We start from the raw sequence: 18618 nt of genomic DNA, 5'->3' as shown, positions 1-18618 counted from the left end.
CCGCCATGAAGAAGCTGCTGCTGATCCTGATCGCCCTGTCCACCCTGCTGCTGGCAGCCTGTGGCGACCGTGAGGCCTATCGCGCCCATCGCGCCGAGCGCAACAAACCGCGTGTGGTGGCCATGGACCACTCGGTCATGCTGATGCGCCGCCCCTACCCGCAGATCCACATCCTGGCCGATGGCAACCTGCGCATCGATGACATCGGCATCCCCACCGACGAGCACCAGCGCACCCTGCTGCGCGAGGTCTTCGTGAAAATGCAGATCCTGCGCCAGAACACCCTGACCTCCGACACCACCCAGGCCCGTGCGCCAAAGATCCAGGCACCGGCCAACCTGGTGATCTTTCCGCCCGAACTGATTGCCGCGGTGCCTGAGCTGCGTGACTACACCGAATGCTTCGACAACCTGGTGGCCGAGCGCTGAAGCGTCAATGCGCTGATTGACGGCGGCGATTGAGCATGACCACAAAGGGCCCGAACGGGCCCTTTGTCCTCTCTACAGACCGGAGCAGAGCGCCCGGAACGGGGTTCAGTGGCGATCCGGATGGGCCAGCAGCACCGGATCGAGGAGCTGTTGCAAGTGTTCCCGCCCCAGGTCGGTCTGCTCCAGTGCCACCTCCAGCACCGGCCGGCCCTGCTCGTAGGCCTGCTTGGCAATGGCAGCGGCCTTTTCATAGCCGATGATCGGGTTCAGCGCGGTGACCAGGATCGGGTTGCGGGCCAGTGCGGCGGCAACCACATCCTGGCGCACACGCAGCCCGGCAATGGTCTGGTCGGCCAGCAGGCGGCAGGCGTTGGCCAGCAGCTGCACCGCCTCCAGCAGGTTGGCCGCCAGCAATGGCAGGGTCACGTTGAGCTGGAAATTACCGGTCTGCCCGGCCACGGTATTGGCCACATGCAGGCCCATCACCTGGGCGCAGACCATCACCACCGCCTCGGGCACCACCGGGTTGACCTTGCCAGGCATGATCGAGCTGCCCGGCTGCAGCGCCGGCAGTTCGATTTCCCCCAGGCCGGCCAACGGCCCGGAGTTCATCCAGCGCAGGTCGTTGGCAATCTTCATCAATGCCACCGCCAGCACATTGAGCTGGCCGGACAGCTCGACCGCGTCGTCCTGGCAGGCCAGGCCCTCGAACAGGTTGGGGGCAGTCACGAAGCGCTGGCCGGTGATCTCGGCCAGCTCGGCCACCACCGCCGGGGCAAAACGCGGATCGGCATTGACCCCGGTCCCCACCGCCGTGCCGCCCAGCGGCAGACGGCGCAGGCGCACCAGACAATCGTCAAAGCGGCTGCGCGCACTGTCCAGCTGGGCCTGCCAGGCGCCGAATTCCTGGCCGAAGGTCAAAGGCATCGCGTCCATCAGATGGGTGCGCCCGGTCTTGACCACGTGCTGCAGCTCCTGCGCCCGCCCGCCGATCACCGTGGACAGATGTTCCAGCGCCGGCAACAGCCGCCCGGACACCGCGCCGACCGCGGCCACCCGCAGGGTGGTCGGGATCACATCGTTGGAACTCTGGCCCAGGTTGACGTGGTCGTTGGGATGCACGGCCCATTCGATCGGCAGCTGGCGGTTGGCCAGCGTGGCAATCACCTCATTGGCATTCATGTTGGAAGAAGTGCCCGAACCGGTCTGGTAGATATCCACCGGGAAATGGGGGTCATGCCGGTTGGCCGCCACCTCGGTGGCAGCGGCCTCGATCGCGGCCGCACGTTCGGCCGCCAGCAGGCCCAGACGGCCATTGACCCGTGCCGCCGCCGCCTTGACCAGCCCCAGTGCGGCAACGAAACGGGCCGGCAGCGGCCTGCCGGAGAGCGGGAAATTGTTCAGCGCACGCTGGGTCTGGGCGCCCCACAGGGCCTCGACCGGCACCTGCAGCTGCCCCATCGAATCATGCTCGGTACGCCAGTTGTCCTTGTCCATGTCAGCCACCCTTGCCGTGCAACAGGAAAATAAAACCCGATGATGCCTGCCCCGCCCTGCGGTCAGCTACCGGCACCGCGTAGAATATGCGCCCCTGCCGTTACTGCTCCGTCACCGACATGTCGCACTCTGCCCTGCTTGCCCTGTCCCCGCTCGATGGTCGTTACGCCTCCAAGGTCGACGCGCTGCGGCCGATTTTTTCCGAATACGGCCTGATCCGCGCCCGCATCAAGGTCGAGATCGAATGGCTGCTGGCCCTGGCCGCCGAGCCTGGCATCGTCGAGCTGCCGGCCTTCACGGCCGCGGCCAGCGCCCGCCTGCGTGCGCTGGCCGAGAACTTCAGCCCGGAGCAGGCCGCCCGGGTGAAGGAAATCGAGCGCACCACCAACCATGACGTCAAGGCGGTGGAGTACTTCATCAAGGAGCAGCTGCGCGATGACGCCGAGCTGGCCCCGGCCCTGGAATTCGTGCATTTCGCCTGCACCAGCGAGGACATCAACAACCTCTCCTACGGCCTGATGCTGGAACAGGCCCGCCGCAGCGTGGTGCTGCCGGCCTACCAGGGCATTGCCGATTCCCTGCGCAGTCTGGCCCACGCCCAGGCTGACCAGCCGATGCTCTCGCGCACCCACGGCCAGACCGCCTCACCGACCACCCTGGGCAAGGAAATCGCCAACGTGGTGGCCCGCCTGGAGCGCCAGATCGCGCAGATCGCCGGCGTCGAGCTGACCGGCAAGATCAACGGCGCGGTGGGCAACTACAACGCCCACATCGCCTCCTACCCGGCCGTTGACTGGCCGGCCTTTGCCGAAAAGTTCGTCACCTCGCTGGGCCTGGTGTTCAACCCCTACACCACCCAGATCGAGCCGCACGACAACATTGCCGAGATCGGCGATGCCGCCCGCCGCGCCAACATCATCCTGATCGACCTGGCCCGCGACATCTGGGGTTACATCTCGCTGGGCTACTTCAAGCAGAAGCTCAAGGAAGGCGAGGTCGGCTCCTCGACCATGCCGCACAAGGTCAACCCGATCGACTTTGAAAACGCCGAAGGCAATTTCGGTATCGCCAATGCCCTGTTTGAACACTTCTCGGCCAAGCTGCCGATCAGCCGCTGGCAGCGCGACCTGACCGACTCCACCGTGCTGCGCGCCCTGGGCACCGCTTTTGGCCACGGCCAGGTCGGCCTGGAATCGCTGGCCAAGGGCCTGGGCAAGCTGACCGTCAACCCGGAGCGCCTGGATGCCGACCTGGATGCGGCCTGGGAAGTGCTGGCCGAAGCCGTGCAGACGGTGATGCGCCGTCATGGCCTGCCCAACCCCTACGAGCAGCTCAAGGCGCTGACCCGTGGCCAGGGCATCACCGAAAACTCGATGCGCGAGTTCATCACCGGCCTGGACCTGCCGGCCGAGGCCAAGGCCCCGCTGCTGGCGATGACCCCGGGCAGCTACACCGGCCTGGCGGCGGATCTGGCACGCGCCATCTGATCCAGGCCCTACCGGCAACCCCCCAGGACCCGCGCCCTCCGGCGCGGGTCCTGGCGTTTTGATCCGGCGCAAATCCCGGGGGTGCGTTTGCCCGCGCCCCGGTGGACAATGGCCCCCTTGGTGCCCCGCGGGCACCCCCTACCCCGCAGCAAGGATTCACGCCGATGGCCTCCGCCAAGCAGCCCAAGCCCTTCCCGATCGAAGTCCACGCCAAGCCCGGGCAGATGCTCGGCATGCCGGTGGCCAGCTTCCTGCGCGATTACTGGCAGAAGCGCCCGCTGCTGATCCGCAACGCCTTCCCTGACTTTGAAACCCCGGTGATGCCCGAGGACCTGGCCGGCCTGGCCTGCGAGCAGGGTGTACTGGCACGGCTGATCAGCCACGATGGCAACAACAACGGCTGGAGCGTGCGTACCGGCCCGTTCGCCGAGGAGGACTTCCCGGGCCTGCCCGACCACGACTGGACCCTGCTGGTGCAGGACGTGGACAAGTGGGATGCCGACGTGCGCGCGCTGGTCGACCACTTCGGCTTCCTGCCGCGCTGGCGCATGGATGATGTGATGATTTCCTTTGCCGCCACCGGTGGCGGCGTGGGTGCCCATGTCGACCAGTACGACGTGTTCCTGCTCCAGGCCCATGGCCAGCGTCGCTGGAAGATCGACGCCTCCGAATCCACCAAGGGCAAGCGCCCGCCGCTGGATTTCCGCGACGATGCCGAGATCAAGCTGCTGAAGAAGTTCAAGCCCAGCCATGACTGGGTGCTGGGTCCGGGCGACATGCTCTACCTGCCGCCGAACGTGCCACACGACGGCGTGGCAGTGAACCCCTGCCTGACCTTCTCCTTCGGCATGCGCGCGCCGTCGGCGGCCGAGCTGCTCTCCGACTTTGTCGATGAGCTGGTGGCCGATGCCTGCGAGGACATCCGCTATACCGATGGCGACCTGAAGGCGCCGGCTGATCCCAACGAGATCGACACCGCCGCCCTCAAGCGCGTGGTCAAGGCGCTGAATGCGATCCGCCTGGATGATCCGCAGCAGCTGGAAAACTGGTTCGGCCGCTTCATCACCACCTACCGCTGCGCCAGCGACATCAGCCCCGGCCCGGATACGCCGGAGCCGGTGCATGTCGAGCCCGCGCTGTCCGCCGGCTGGGAACTGCACCGCCACCCGTGGGCGCGCGTGGCCTGGCGCGGCAACGCCAGCGGCGCCACCGTGTTCTTCAGTGGCCGCGACCTGGCCGTGGGCAGCAAGGATGCCCCGCTGATCGCCGCCGCCGAAGTGATTGACTACCCGCTGTGGCGCAAGCTCAGCGCCAAGGGGCGCAAGGCCGTGCTCGCCCTGGTGGCCGCCGGTGGTTACCAGCTGCTGGACCCGCAGGCCATCGACGAGGATGAGGACGAGGTGGTCGACGACAGCCGGGACGATGACAAGCGCGACGGCGACGGCCCCGAGCTGGAGGTGGAGTACCTGGAACTGGTGAACGATCCGCACAGCGACGAACACGCCGGGGACGACGAAGACCCGGACGCGCCGGAAGTGGAGATCGAGTACACCGAACTGGTCGGCCCCGACCAGGATGCCGACCGTCAGCCCTGAGCCCGGGAGCCCGCCATGTCCACAGCCATCAGCCTGCATGCCGTCGACTATCCCCGCCAGGCGGGCACGGTCCATGCGATCCGCCATACCGTCTTTGTGCTGGGTCAGGGCATCGACCCGGCACTGGAGCAGGACAGCCATGACGTCAGCGCTGTACATGTCCTGGCCGTGGACGCAGAAGGTCAACCGGTGGCCACCGCGCGCATGGTGATCGACCCGGCCAGCAACAGCGGCCGGATCGGGCGCATGGCCGTGCTGCCGGCCTGGCGCAACCAGGGCATCGGCCGCCAGCTGCTGGACTGGCTGGGTGAGGCGGCGCGCGAACGCGGGCTGGGCCGGCTGACCCTGCACGCGCAACTGCCAGCCCTGCCACTGTACCTGCGCGCCGGCTACCTGCCGGCCGGGCCGCAGTTCGACGAGGCTGGCCTGCCCCACCTGCCGCTGCAGCGCCGACTGGATGGCACCATGGCCGTGGCCGATGACACTGCCGCGCAGGCCGCACTGGCCTGCATCATCAGCACCACCGGCCGCCACCTGCGGCTGCTCGCGCCGGCCCTGGATCCGGGCCTGCTGGATGCCCCCCTGGTGCTGGAGAGCCTGCGCAGCCTGGCTGCCCGCCGCCAGCCGACAACCATCCAGGTGCTGGTCGATGACCCGCTGCGCATCGCGCGCAGCGGTGGCCCGGTCCTGGCCCTGATCCAGCGCCTGCCCAGCGTCTTTTGCCTGCGCCAGCGCGACCTGGAGCGCACCACCAGCGCCGACGCACTGGCGGTCAACGACCGTGGCTATAGCCTGGCGCGCAGCAATGCCGACCTGCCTGAAGGCACTGCCGGGCTGCCCTGGCGTCCGGCGGCACAACGCCTGCAGCAGCAGTTCGAGCAACACTGGGCCAATTCCCGCGAGTGTCCGGAGCTGCGCCCGCTACGGCTGTGATCCACCTTCGATCGATACCCAGGCGTATGTAAATGCCTAATGCCATTGGGCTAAAGAATCAAAGCCATACCACCCCTCGATCCCCCGTTAAGCATCCCCGGGGGTATAATCAAGAGGTTAAAAAAACTGGCGTTGACTAACCTGCAACACCGGCTAGGCGCGTCCTCACCGTCGACTTACCCCACAAGCGAACCAAAACTCCATCGTGGACAATCTACTGAAGCAGTTTGCGCAGTCATCGCAGCTCGCCGGCGGCAACGCCGCCTACATCGAAGACCTGTACGAGCAGTACCTGGTCTCTCCTGACAGCGTCGATCCCAAGTGGAAGACCTACTTCGATGGTTTCAATGGCCGTCAGGCGGGTGACATCCCCCACTCGGCCGTCATCGCGCACATCGCCGATGCGGCCAGGAAGTCGGTCACTGCCAGCGCCGAAGGCACCGGCGATGAGCGCGAGCGCAATGTCGGCCGCCTGATCACCGCCTACCGTTCGCGCGGCCACCTCGGCGCCCGGCTCGATCCGCTGGGCCTGACCCAGCCGACCAACCCGCCGGATCTGGAGCTGCCGTTCCACAACCTGTCCCAGTCTGACCTCAACGACGAGTTCAGCACCGGTGGCGTGGGCGGCCAGCCGCGGATGAAGCTGCGCGACCTGCTGGCCCGCCTGAAGGCGACCTACACCGGTTCGATCGGCGCCGAGTTCATGTACATCGCCGATGTCGAGCAGCGCCAGTGGCTGTACAAGCGCCTGGAGCAGGATGGCGGCAACTACGGCCTGTCCACCGAGATCAAGAAGCGCACCCTGGAGCGGCTGACCGCTGCCGAGGGCCTGGAGCGCTACCTGCACACCAAGTACGTCGGCCAGAAGCGCTTCTCGCTGGAAGGCGGCGAATCGCTGATCCCGATGATGGACCGCGTGATCCGGCGTGCCGGCGGTGATGGCGTCAAGGACATCATCATCGGCATGGCCCACCGTGGCCGCCTGAACATGCTGGTCAACGTGCTGGGCAAGAGCCCGCGCAAGCTGTTTGACGAATTCGAAGGCAAGTTCGAGCACGACGCCCGCGCCCACGCCGGCGACGTCAAGTACCACATGGGCTTCTCGGCCGACGTGGTCACCGATGGCGAGCCGGTCCACCTGGCACTGGCCTTCAACCCGTCGCACCTGGAAATCGTCGACCCGGTGGTTGCCGGTTCGGTGCGCTCGCGCCAGGAACGCCGTGGCGATGACAGCCGCTCGCAGGTCATGCCGATCCTGATCCACGGCGACTCGGCCTTTGCCGGCCAGGGCGTGGTGATGGAGCTGTTCCAGATGTCGCAGGCCCGCGGCTTTGCCGTCGGCGGCACCGTGCACATCGTCATCAACAACCAGGTGGGCTTCACCACCTCCAACCCGGATGACACCCGCTCCACGCTGTACTGCACCGACCTGTCCAAGATGGTTGGCGCGCCGGTGTTCCACGTCAACGGCGACGACCCTGAAGCGGTGGTCTACGCCGCCCAGCTGGCCTATGACTTCCGCCAGCAGTTCAAGAAGGACGTGGTCATCGACCTGGTGTGCTACCGCCGCTGGGGCCACAACGAGGCCGACGAACCGTCGATCACCCAGCCGCTGATGTACCAGGTGATCCGCAAGCACAAGACCACCCGCGAGCTGTACGCCGAGAAGCTGGCCGCCGAAGGCGTGATCGACGCGGCTACCGCCAAGGCGCTGGTGGATGGCTTCCGCGACAAGCTCGACGCCGGCGAAGTGACCACCGAGCTGGCCGACCTGGGCAAGACCCCGGTCACCTCCAAGCTGTATGTGGACTGGGGCAAGTACCTGACCGGCAGCCTGAAGGATGCCGTCTCCACCGCGGTGGCGATGGACAAGCTCAAGGCCCTGGCCGAGAACATCACCACCATCCCGGCCGAGGTCAAGCTGCACTCGCGCGTGGCCAAGGTGTATGACGACCGTCGCAAGATGGCCGCCGGCGAACAGCTGGCTGACTGGGGCTTTGCCGAAAACCTGGCCTACGCCACCCTGCTGGATGAAGGCTTTGGCCTGCGCCTGGTCGGCCAGGACGTCGGCCGCGGCACCTTCACCCACCGCCACGCGATCCTGCACGACCAGACCACCGACGCCTATTACCTGCCGCTGCGCCAGCTGGTCGATACCCCGTCCAAGGCCACCATCATCGATTCGCTGCTCAGCGAAGAAGCCGTGATGGCCTACGAGTACGGCTTCTCGACCACCGACCCGAACACCCTGTGCATCTGGGAAGGCCAGTTCGGCGACTTCGCCAACGGCGCCCAGGTGGTCATCGACCAGTTCATTGCCTCCGGCGAAGCCAAGTGGGGCCGCATTTCCGGCCTGACCCTGCTGCTGCCGCACGGCTATGAAGGCCAGGGCCCGGAACACAGCTCGGCGCGCCTGGAGCGTTTCCTGCAGCTGTGCGCCAAGGAAAACATGCTGGTCTGCGTACCGTCCACCCCGGCCCAGGCCTACCACATGTTGCGTCGTCAGATGCACATGACCACCCGCAAGCCGCTGGTGGTGATGAGCCCGAAGTCGCTGCTGCGCCACAAGCTGGCGGTCTCCTCGCTGGAGGAGCTGGCCAACGGCCAGTTCCAGACCGTGATCGCCGACACCACCGCCGCCGATGCGGCCAAGGTCAAGCGCGTGGTGCTGTGCTCGGGCAAGGTCTACTACGACCTGCTGGAGGACGTGACCAAGCGTGGCCAGGACGATGTCGCCCTGGTGCGTGTCGAGCAGCTGTACCCGTTCCCGCGCGAGGCCGTAAAGGCCGAACTGGCCCGCTTCGCCAATGCCACCGATGTGGTCTGGTGTCAGGAAGAGCCGATGAACCAGGGCGCCTGGTACCAGATCCGCCACCACCTGCAGGCGGTGGTCGGGTCGCTGGGCCTGCATTACGCCGGTCGTCCGGGGTCGCCGTCGCCAGCCGTTGGCCACATGGCCGACCACATCGCCGAGCTGCAGCAGCTGCTGGCCGATGCGCTGGTCAACAGCTTCGACGACAACAAGTACGCCGACTAAGCCTCCCCTTCTCCACAGAATCTGCAACCAGGAAACTCATCTAATGACCACCGAAGTCAAAGCCCCGGTCCTGCCCGAATCCGTCGCTGACGGCATCATCGCCGCATGGCACGTCAAGGTCGGCGATCAGGTCAGCCGCGATCAGAACCTGCTGGACCTGGAAACCGACAAGGTTGTTCTGGAAGTCCCGGCTCCGGTCGATGGCGTGATCAAGGAGCTGAAGTTCGCTGAAGGCGATGCCGTCACCAGCAGCCAGATCGTTGCCATCATCGAGGAAGGCGCCGTTGCCGCTGCTGCCGCCCCGGCTGCCGCCGCACCGGCCCCGGCCGCTGCTGCCCCGGCTCCGGCCGCTGCTCCGGCCGCCGCCGCACCGGCCCCGGCCGCTGCTGCCGGCACCGCCCTGCCCCCGGGCGCCCGCTTCTCGGCCATCACCGAAGGCGTGAATCCGGCCGATGTGGACGGCACCGGCCGTCGCGGTGCGGTCACCAAGGAAGACATCATCAATTACGCCCGCAGCGGCGGCGCCGCCAAGGCTTCCGGCGCCCGCGCCGAGGAGCGCGTGCCGATGACCCGCATGCGCGCCCGCATCGCCGAGCGCCTGATGCAGTCGAAGAACTCGACCGCGATGCTGACCACCTTCAACGAGGTCAACCTGTCCAAGGTGATGACCGCGCGCAAGGAACTGCAGGAAGAGTTCGTCAAGGCCCACGGCATCAAGCTCGGCTTCATGAGCTTCTTCGTCAAGGCTGCCGCCAATGCGCTGGCCCGCTTCCCGCTGGTCAATGCCTCCATCGACGGCAACGACATCGTCTACCACGGCTATTCGGATGTCTCCATCGCCGTGTCCACCGACAAGGGCCTGGTCACCCCGGTCCTGCGCAATGTCGAGCGCATGGGCTTTGCCGACATCGAAAAGGGCATCGCCGACTACGCCAAGAAGGCGCGTGACGGCAAGCTGTCGCTGGAAGAGCTGCAGGGCGGCACTTTCACCGTGACCAACGGCGGCACCTTCGGTTCGCTGCTGTCGACCCCGATCGTCAACCCGCCGCAGAGCGCCATCCTGGGCATGCACGCAATCAAGGAGCGTCCGATCGCCGAGAACGGCCAGGTCGTGATCGCCCCGATGATGTACCTGGCACTGTCCTACGACCACCGCATCATCGATGGCAAGGACTCGGTCCAGTTCCTGGTCGACATCAAGAACCAGCTGGAAAACCCGGGCCGCATGCTGCTGGGCCTGTAATCCCCGCCACCGCTCCCCGCCAACGGGGAGCGGTGCGGTTTTGAGCCCCCGCACTCCCGCCCTACCCTGGCGCACCGCGCCACCGGTTCCGCAACGGATCCCGGGCAAGCAACAAGGAACTATTCAATGGCTGAACAATTCGACGTCGTCGTCATCGGTGCCGGCCCGGCCGGCTACCATGCCGCCATCCGCGCTGCCCAGCTGGGCCTGAAGACCGCCTGCATCGATGCCGCGCTGGGCAAGGACGGCAAGCCGGCCCTGGGCGGCACCTGCCTGCGCGTGGGCTGCATCCCGTCCAAGGCGCTGCTGGATTCCTCGCGCCAGTTCTGGAACATGGGCCACATCTTCGGCGAGCACGGCATCAGCTTCGACAATGCCGGCATCGACGTGGAAAAGATGGTTGGCCGCAAGGACGCCATCGTCAAGCAGTTCACCGGCGGCATCGCGATGCTGTTCAAGGCCAACAAGGTTGCCACCTACTACGGCTTCGGCCAGCTGCAGGCCGGCAATGTGGTCACCGTGACCCAGCACGATGGTTCGGTGGTTGAGCTCAAGGGCACCAACGTCATCATCGCCGCCGGCTCGGACTCGATCGAGCTGCCGTTTGCCAAGTTCGACGGCAAGCACATCGTCGACAACGTCGGCGCGCTGGATTTCACCGAGACCCCGAAGCGCCTGGGCGTGATCGGTGCCGGCGTGATCGGCCTGGAGCTGGGCTCGGTCTGGAAGCGTCTGGGTTCGGAAGTCACCATCCTGGAAGCCGCGCCGAACTTCCTGGCCGCTGCCGACGCCGAAGTGGCCAAGCTGGCCGCGCGTGAATTCAAGAAGCAGGGCCTGGACATCAAGCTCGGCGCCAAGCTGGCCAAGGCCGAAGTGGTCGGCGACGAAGTCGTGCTGACCTACAACGACGCCAATGGCGAGCAGACCCTGACCGTGGACAAGCTGCTGGTGGCCGTCGGCCGCAAGGCCGCCTCCAAGGGCCTGCTGGGCGAAGGCTGCCAGGTCAAGCTCAACGAGCGTGGCCAGATCATCGTCGACGAGCACTGCCACACCGGCGTGGACGGCGTCTGGGCCGTGGGTGACTGCGTGCGCGGGCCGATGCTGGCGCACAAGGGCTTCGAGGAAGGCATCGCGGTGGCCGAACTGATCGCCGGCCTGCCGGGTCACGTCAACTTCGACACCATCCCGTGGGTGATCTACACCGAGCCGGAGCTGGCCTGGGTCGGCAAGACCGAACAGCAGCTCAAGGACGAGGGCATCCCGTACAAGGCCGGCAGCTTCCCGTTCGCCGCCAACGGCCGTGCCGTGGCGATGGTCGAGCCGGCCGGTTTCGTCAAGGTCCTGGCCCACGCCGAGACCGACCGCGTGCTCGGCATGCACCTGGTTGGCGCCAATGTCTCCGAGCTGGTGCACGAAGGTGTGCTGACCATGGAGTTCAGCGGCTCGGCCGATGACCTGGCACGCATCTGCCACGCCCACCCGTCGCTGTCGGAAGTGATTCACGACGCGGCGATGGCGGTGAGCAAGCGCGCCATCCACAAGACCAACTGATCCGCCCGTTGCGTCTGTGACAGCGAAGGCCCTGCAGCTGCGGGGCCTTCGCCTTTTTGCCTGTTGGAGCAACCAATGAAGTCTGTGTGTGTTTACTGCGGCGCCAATGCCGGCGCCACCCCGATTTACGCCAGTACCGCAACCGAGCTGGGCAGGCATCTGGCTGACGCCAGCCTGCGCCTGGTCTATGGCGGCGGCAACACCGGCCTGATGGGCGCAGTGGCCAACGGCGTGCTCGATGCCGGCGGCGAGGTCACCGGGGTGATCCCGCAGCATCTGGTCGATTGGGAAGTGGCCCACAAGGGACTGACCACGCTGGAAGTGGTCGGCTCGATGCATGAGCGCAAGTCGCGCATGTTCGATCTGTCCGATGGCTTCATCGCCCTGCCCGGCGGTTTCGGCACGCTGGAGGAAGTGTTCGAGATGCTGACCTGGCGCCAGCTCAACATCGGCCAGAAGCCGATCGCCTTTCTCAACGTCAATGGCTATTACAGCCCGCTGATGGCGATGATCGAGCACATGGTGGCCGAGAAGTTCCTGCACGCCGACCAGCGCCACGACCTGTGGTTCGGCGAAGACATCGGCCAGATGCTGCAGTGGATGAACACTTACACCCCCGGCGATGCCGGCAAGTGGTTCGACGAAAAACGCCGCGCCGCGCTGCGTTGAGGCCTGATGCAGGCTTTGTGCCAGTCTTCACAACTGGCTCTACAATGGTGGCAATGCCTTACACCCTTGCCCAGCCTGTCCAGTACGAACTGGAAGTCAAACACAGCCGCTTCCTGGCCCTGGCCAGCCCGGTGACGAACCCGGACGCGGCACTGGCCTTCCTGCGCGAAGTCAGCGTGGCCGATGCCACCCACAACTGCTGGGCCTACCGCATCGGCCAGGAATACCGCTCCAGCGACGACGGCGAACCGGCCGGTACCGCCGGTCGCCCGATTCTGGCCGCAATCGATGGCCAGGGCTTTGACCAGGTCATGGTCGTGGTCATCCGCTGGTATGGCGGGATAAAACTGGGCGCGGGCGGGCTGGTGCGTGCCTATGGCGGCACGGCCGCCGAATGCCTGCGCACCGCACCCCGCCGCGAGTTGGTGCACTACTGCCAGGCCGGCGTGGATTGCCCGTTCGACGAACTCGGCCTGCTGCACAGTGCGCTGGAAAACCATCAGGCCGAAAAACTGAGCGAGCATTTCACCGAGCAGGGCGTGCAGTTGCAGATCCGGCTGCCGGCAGCGCAGCTTTCCGCCCTGACCCTGCGCCTGCGTGATGGCTCACGCAACCGCATCACGCTCACCTGCGATGAGTCTGTCAATGCACGCTGACCCCACCACGTCCGATTCCGCCTCCCCCTCGCGTTTTGACAGCATCACCACGCTGTGGCCGTTCCTGCGCCGTTATCCGGGCCTGCTCAGTGGCTGGCTGATTGCACTGGGCCTGTCCAGCCTGGCCACGCTGTGCCTGCCGCTGGCGATCGGGCGCATGATCGACCAGGGTTTTGGCAGCGGTACTCGGATCGACAGCGCCTTCCTGGTCCTGTTCCTGGTCGCCGTTGGCCTGGGGCTGGCCACGGCTGCACGGCTGTATTTTGTATCGCTGCTCGGCGAAAGCGTAATACGTAATTTGCGTGACCAGCTGTATGCGCACCTGATCGCGCTCGATGCCAGCTTTCATGACAACAACCGCAGTGGCGAACTGATCTCGCGCCTGGCCACCGATTCGGAACTGCTGCGCAACATGGTCGCCACCACCATCTCGGTGGCACTGCGCTCGGCGGTGACCGCCGCCGGCGCACTGATCGGCCTGTTCGCCACCAGCCCACGGCTGGCCGCCTACAGCCTGCTCGGCATTCCGCTGGCGATCCTGCCGGTGATCCTGGGCGCGCGCCGGCTCAAGCGTGCCTCACGTGAAAGCCAGGATGCGATTGCCGCGGCCACCGGCCGCGCCAGCGAACGGCTGGGGGCGATCCGCACGGTACAGGCCTATGCGCGCGAAGACTACGAGCAGCGCTGCTACCGGCAGACCCTGGACGCGGCGCTGGCCACCGCCCGGCGGCGGATCAGCACCCAGGCCGTGGTTACCGCCGCGGCCATCGTGCTGATTTTTGGCGCCATCGTGCTGGTGCTGTGGAACGGCGCCCACGCGGTGGCCGCTGGCGAGATGAGCGCCGGTGCACTGGGCCAGTTCGTGGTGTTTGCGATGATCGGCGGCGGCTCGATCGGCGCCCTGGCCGAAGTCTGGAACGAGCTGCAGCGCGCTGCCGGCGGCATGGGCCGGGTCAGCGAGCTGCTGGCACAGCCGGTCACCATCCATGCCCCGGCCTCGCCCATGCCATTGCCAGCCCCGGTGCGCGGCGAGCTGGAACTGCGCGACATCCACTTCCATTACCCGCAGCGCTCGCAGGCGCCGGTGCTGCAGGGGATCAACCTGCATATCCGCCCGGGCGAAACCGTGGCCCTGGTCGGCCCCTCCGGGGCCGGCAAGAGCTCGCTGCTGACCCTGATGATGCGTTTTTATGATCCGCAGCAGGGCCAGGTCTGTCTGGATGGGGTGGACGTGCGCCAATTCGACCCGCAGCAGCTGCGCCAGGCGATGGCGCTGGTGCCACAGCATCCGGTGCTGTTTGCCGGCTCGGCGCTGGAGAACATCCGCTACGGACGCCTGGACGCCAGCGATGAGGAGGTGTTCGCCGCCGCCCGCGCCGCCGAAGCCGATGGCTTCCTGGCGGCACTGCCGGAGGGCTACCACAGCGAGCTGGGCGAACGCGGCACCCGCCTGTCCGGCGGCCAGCAGCAACGTGTGGCCATTGCCCGGGCACTGCTGCGTGATGCGCCGGTGCTGCTGCTCGATGAAGCCACCAGCGCGCTGGATGCACAGAGCGAGCATGCCGTGCAGCAGGCACTGACCCGCCTGATGCAGGGCCGCACCACGGTGGTGATTGCCCATCGCCTGGCCACGGTGATGGCGGCTGACCGCATCGTGGTGATGGACCAGGGACGGATTGTCGCCGAGGGCCGCCATGAAGAGCTGCTGGCCGCTGGCGGACTCTACGCCGAACTGGCGCACCTGCAGTTCATTCACTGACAGCGGCCGAGTACAGGCGGCAGCCACCCTGCCGCGCTGCTACCAGCAGCTCTGCTCGGTCATGCCCCGATGACGGCAGGACCATGGCGTAGCGCTGGGGCGGTGCCACCGCCCGCCCCGCTGCTTGCTTGCGGTGGCAACGGTCCGGCAGCGCCGGCTATGGCTCCAGGATGCGGCCGATGCCTTGATCGGCAACCAGCGCCAGGGCCTGCGCCAATGCCGCGGGCATCACCTCGGCGCCCAGGCCAAGCCGGAAATGCAGCTCACCGGCCGGGGTACGCGAGGAATGGATCGAGGCCAGGTTCACCCCTGCCTGCTCGAACGCGGCCAGCAAGGCGCGCAGCGAGCCGGGACGGTCTTCGGGCAGATACACGCTGACTGCCCGCTCGCCACTCAAGTCGGCCAGCAGGTAACCAATACGTTCGAAACTGTAGTTGCCCTCGGCAATCAGCTCCTGGCCAAAGGCCTGGGCATTGGCGGCCAGGAAATGGGCGCGGAACGCATCACGTGCGGCCTGGTCGCCCGCCACCACCCAGGCATGCAACTGCTGCAACTGCGCACTGAGCCGGGCCAGGATCGGCGCCACATACGGATTGCCGAACTGGATGTCCTCGTAGATGGCCGGATTGAGCGCCAGGATGCGCGCCATCGTCGCCAGGTGCATGTCAAAACCGGCCGTACGGAACGACAGCAACCCGGTCAGCGCGCCCAGCCAATCGCGTTGCTCACGCAATACGCTGGCCTGGGCCAGGCCGCAGGCATGCACCATCGCCTGGACCAGTGCCATCACCCGGTCATGCTGCTCCGGTGTGGCCTGCACACACTGCGCCTGCAACGCTGCGCACAGCTGCTCCAGCCACGGCTGCCAGGCCTGCACGCGTACCGCGCAGACCACCAGCGCCCGGCCCTTGAGGGTGGGCGATTTGGGCGGTGCGCACATCGGATGCAGCCCGGCCACTTCGGCCCGCGAAGCCAGCAGCGCTGCCACCGGGGCGACCTTGACCGAGGTGATGTCAAGCCACAACTGACCAGCCTCACGTCCATCGGCCTGGGCCACCCATTGCGCGATGATCTGCCCGGCATGCCGGATCGGCACACTGAAAACCAGCACCTGCGCCTGCGTGATCAGCTGCTCCGGTGAAGCGGAGGCAGGGTCGGCCGGGTCATGGCCGATGACCGTCAAACCCATGCACTGGCTGAAAAACTGCTGCAACCAGCGGCCATAGGCGCCAGCGCTGCCAACGATACCGATTACCGGCCGCACGGCACTGTTCATGCCAGCCGCTGGCCGCGGAAGCGCCCGGGCGGCAACTGGGCTGCCGGCGCCGCGGAAAGCACATCAAACTCCTCCACGCCGGCGGCCAGAGTGGCTTCCAGCGCCGCATGCACCCCGGCAATGGCGCGGCTGATCGCCATCGGCATCGGCTCGCCACGCAGGACAAAGGCCATGGCCAGGGCCAGCAGCACATCACCGGTGCCAGCCACATCCACCGGCAGGTGCTCCGAACTCCAGCGCCAGACCTCATCGGCACTCACCGCCAGGGTCACCAGCTGGCCCGGCTCACCCTGCACGCTGTGGGCGATCACCCAGCGCGGCCCACGCTGCAGCAGTTCCCGTGCCGCGGCAATGGCATCGTCCTGGGCAAGGGCATCACGCCCGGTGAGCCGGCCCAGCTCGAACGCATTGGGCGTCACCACCGTGGCCAGTGGCAGCAGCTGTTCGCGGAACACCGCTTCCAGCGCTGGCTCGACATAAGGGCCGGTGTGGGTATCACCGATCACCGGATCCAGCCAGTAGTCCAGCGCGGGGTTGTCTGCCAGCGCCTGGCGCGCCCACTGCGCAAATACCTGGCCGTTGTCGACGGTGCCGAAATAACCTGAAACCAGCGCTCGCGCACGCTCCGGCAAGCCACGTTCGCTGGCACCCTGCAACAGCTCCGCCAGCCAGTCGGCCGGCAGCATCCGCCCGCGCAGGGTGGAATAGAACGGCGCGTTGCTGAGCAGGGTGGTCGGCACTTCGGCTACCCGCAGCCCGAGTGCACGCAACGGCGGTACCGCCGCACTGTTGCCGGCATGGCCATACACCAGCTGCGATTGAACGGTGATCACATCCACCGGCGAGGGGCCTTCCGGGCGCACGCGACGACCATGGACCAGATGACTTTCCGAGGGCTTATCCATCGGCACATTCTAACGCCGCACTGCAGCACGCCAGCCCGATATTTGCCGCTGCAACTGCCGCCACCGTGATCAATCCCGATGGCAGCCTCGCGCAGGCATAGGACCTGGAGGCGGCGCGCCGGGCCGTGCCATCCTCGCGGTGTTAGCCCCAAGCGCGGCACTACGGCTGCAGCTGCTTGCGCAAGCGGACTGGCACTGGCAATTGCATGCCGGGTAGGCAGACAAAACCGCCACCTCCTGGTGCCACGGTTACGCTGGCACAACTGGCGATGCCCGCTAGTTTGGACAGGAACCAGACACGGCGCAGATAAAAAAAACCGCGGCACAGCCGCGGCTTTTTCCTTCAGCGCCCTGCCATTGCTCAGGGCTTCATTTTTTCCCAGAAACCTTTGATGCCGTCGACAAAGGTCGCCGATTTGGGCGAGTGCTTGCGCGAGGATTCGGCAGTGAAAGTCGCCTCGAACTGTTCCAGCAGCTTGCGCTGTTCGGCGGTCAGGTTGACCGGCGTCTCGACCAGGATGCGGCAGTACAGGTCACCGGGCGCGCGCGAGCGCACCGACTGCACGCCCTTGCCACGCAGGCGGAACAGCTTGCCGGTCTGGGTCTCGGCCGGAATCCGGATCTCCGCCTCGCCTTCCAGGGTCGCCACGCGCACGGTGTCACCCAGTGCCGCCTGCGAGATGCGGATCGGCACTTCGCAATGCAGGTCATCACCATCACGCTGGAAGATCGCATGCTCGCGCACGCGCACTTCCACATACAGGTCGCCCGGCGAAGTACCCGGCGGGCCCGCCTCGCCTTCGCCCTGCAGACGGATGCGGTCGCCGGTATCGACACCGGCCGGGATCTTGACCTGCAGGACCTTCTCGTCCTCCACCCGGCCTGCGCCACGGCAGGTCTTGCACGGGTTGGGGATCTGCTTGCCGGTACCGGCGCAATGCGGGCAGGCCTGCTGCATGGCGAAGATGCCACGCTGCATCCTGACCTGGCCGCGGCCCTGGCAGGTACTGCAGGTTTCCACCTTGCCATCTTCCGAGCCGGAACCATGACAGGGCGAGCATTCGACCAGGGTCGGGATCTCGATCCGGCGCTCGACCCCGGCCACGGCCTCTTCCAGGTCCAGCTCCATCACATAGCCGACATCGGCACCCCGGCGCGGGCCACGGCTGCCGCCACCACCGCCGAAGATGTTGCCGAAGATGTCGCCGAAGATGTCGTTCATGTCCGGGCCACCACCACCGCCGCCACCCATGCCGCCCTCGAAGGCGGCATGGCCATGGGCGTCGTACATCCGGCGCTTACCGGCATCGGCCAAGACCTCATAGGCCTCCTTGCACTCCTTGAAGGAGGCTTCGGCAGCCGCATCGCCCGGGTTGCGATCCGGGTGATACTTCATCGCCATGCGGCGATAAGCCTTTTTCAGTTCTTCGTCGGTAGCGGTACGGGCAACGCCCAGCACCTCGTAATAGTCGCGCTTGCTCATGGTTCAACTCGGGGCCGCGGTAGCGATGGATCGGGTCGATCAGGTACACGATGGCGGGCACCTGGCCCGCCACCGAGGTCGATCTCAACAACGGCGACA

14 protein-coding genes are annotated in these 18618 nt (G+C 66.5%); 10 read left to right on the top strand and 4 right to left on the bottom strand.

The genetic code is table 11. From position 1 onward, the window contains the following. Positions 1 to 5: 5 nt before the first annotated feature. Positions 6 to 428: a hypothetical protein gene (locus tag ABB25_RS08865; RefSeq protein ID WP_057665984.1), complete on the top strand. Its 423-nt coding sequence runs from the start codon at positions 6 to 8 to the stop codon at positions 426 to 428. A 105-nt stretch (positions 429 to 533) separates the two neighbouring features. On the opposite strand, the gene ABB25_RS08860 is transcribed toward ABB25_RS08865, so the two are convergent. Then, positions 534 to 1925 (bottom strand): class II fumarate hydratase, encoded by a 1392-nt coding sequence (locus tag ABB25_RS08860; RefSeq protein ID WP_057665982.1) that lies wholly within the window; start codon positions 1923 to 1925, stop codon positions 534 to 536. A gap of 119 nt (positions 1926 to 2044) precedes the next feature. Between ABB25_RS08860 and purB the strand changes: the two genes are divergently transcribed. From purB to ABB25_RS08815, 9 genes are all read left to right on the top strand, one after another. Continuing rightward, positions 2045 to 3412, top strand: coding sequence for an adenylosuccinate lyase (gene purB, locus ABB25_RS08855; RefSeq protein ID WP_057665980.1), 1368 nt, complete (start codon positions 2045 to 2047; stop codon positions 3410 to 3412). 164 nt (positions 3413 to 3576) lie between these two features. Then, entirely contained in the window at positions 3577 to 5007 is a 1431-nt protein-coding gene (locus ABB25_RS08850) for a cupin domain-containing protein (protein WP_083488214.1), read from the top strand. A 15-nt stretch (positions 5008 to 5022) separates the two neighbouring features. Further along, positions 5023 to 5940, top strand: coding sequence for a GNAT family N-acetyltransferase (locus ABB25_RS08845; protein ID WP_057665978.1), 918 nt, complete (start codon positions 5023 to 5025; stop codon positions 5938 to 5940). A gap of 205 nt (positions 5941 to 6145) precedes the next feature. After that, positions 6146 to 8977: a 2-oxoglutarate dehydrogenase E1 component gene (locus ABB25_RS08840; protein WP_057665976.1), complete on the top strand. Its 2832-nt coding sequence runs from the start codon at positions 6146 to 6148 to the stop codon at positions 8975 to 8977. Positions 8978 to 9020: 43 nt separating this feature from the next. Beyond that, positions 9021 to 10220 (top strand): dihydrolipoyllysine-residue succinyltransferase, encoded by a 1200-nt coding sequence (sucB, locus tag ABB25_RS08835; RefSeq protein WP_057665974.1) that lies wholly within the window; start codon positions 9021 to 9023, stop codon positions 10218 to 10220. A 126-nt stretch (positions 10221 to 10346) separates the two neighbouring features. Beyond that, on the top strand, positions 10347 to 11771 hold the full coding sequence (lpdA, locus tag ABB25_RS08830; RefSeq protein WP_057665972.1) for a dihydrolipoyl dehydrogenase: 1425 nt from the start codon (positions 10347 to 10349) through the stop codon (positions 11769 to 11771). Positions 11772 to 11846: 75 nt separating this feature from the next. Further along, the gene (locus ABB25_RS08825; protein WP_057665966.1) at positions 11847 to 12440 is read left to right on the top strand and encodes an LOG family protein; all 594 of its coding nucleotides are present in this window, start codon (positions 11847 to 11849) and stop codon (positions 12438 to 12440) included. 44 nt (positions 12441 to 12484) lie between these two features. Beyond that, positions 12485 to 13096 carry an IMPACT family protein gene (locus ABB25_RS08820; protein ID WP_057665965.1) on the top strand — a complete coding sequence of 204 codons (612 nt, stop codon included), beginning with the start codon at positions 12485 to 12487 and terminating at the stop codon, positions 13094 to 13096. Further along, positions 13086 to 14855, top strand: a complete 1770-nt coding sequence (locus ABB25_RS08815; RefSeq protein WP_057665963.1) for an ABC transporter transmembrane domain-containing protein — start codon at positions 13086 to 13088, stop codon at positions 14853 to 14855. The genes ABB25_RS08820 and ABB25_RS08815 overlap by 11 nt, the downstream gene beginning before the upstream one ends. A gap of 157 nt (positions 14856 to 15012) precedes the next feature. Here ABB25_RS08815 and ABB25_RS08810 read toward each other — a convergent pair whose 3' ends face one another. From ABB25_RS08810 to dnaJ, 3 genes are all read right to left on the bottom strand, one after another. After that, positions 15013 to 16131 carry a prephenate dehydrogenase gene (locus ABB25_RS08810; protein WP_057665961.1) on the bottom strand — a complete coding sequence of 373 codons (1119 nt, stop codon included), beginning with the start codon at positions 16129 to 16131 and terminating at the stop codon, positions 15013 to 15015. Next, positions 16128 to 17036, bottom strand: coding sequence for a pyridoxal kinase (gene pdxY / locus ABB25_RS08805; protein WP_057665959.1), 909 nt, complete (start codon positions 17034 to 17036; stop codon positions 16128 to 16130). Before pdxY ends, ABB25_RS08810 begins: the two co-directional genes overlap by 4 nt. A 361-nt stretch (positions 17037 to 17397) precedes the next feature. Beyond that, positions 17398 to 18519, bottom strand: coding sequence for a molecular chaperone DnaJ (gene dnaJ, locus ABB25_RS08800; RefSeq protein WP_057665957.1), 1122 nt, complete (start codon positions 18517 to 18519; stop codon positions 17398 to 17400). Positions 18520 to 18618 lie beyond the last annotated feature (99 nt).

The organism is Stenotrophomonas koreensis, assembly GCF_001431525.1.
GTDB lineage: Bacteria > Pseudomonadota > Gammaproteobacteria > Xanthomonadales > Xanthomonadaceae > Stenotrophomonas > Stenotrophomonas koreensis.
The sequence above is the reverse complement of the archived record's forward strand: the minus strand, read 5'-3'. Positions and strand labels throughout refer to the sequence as shown.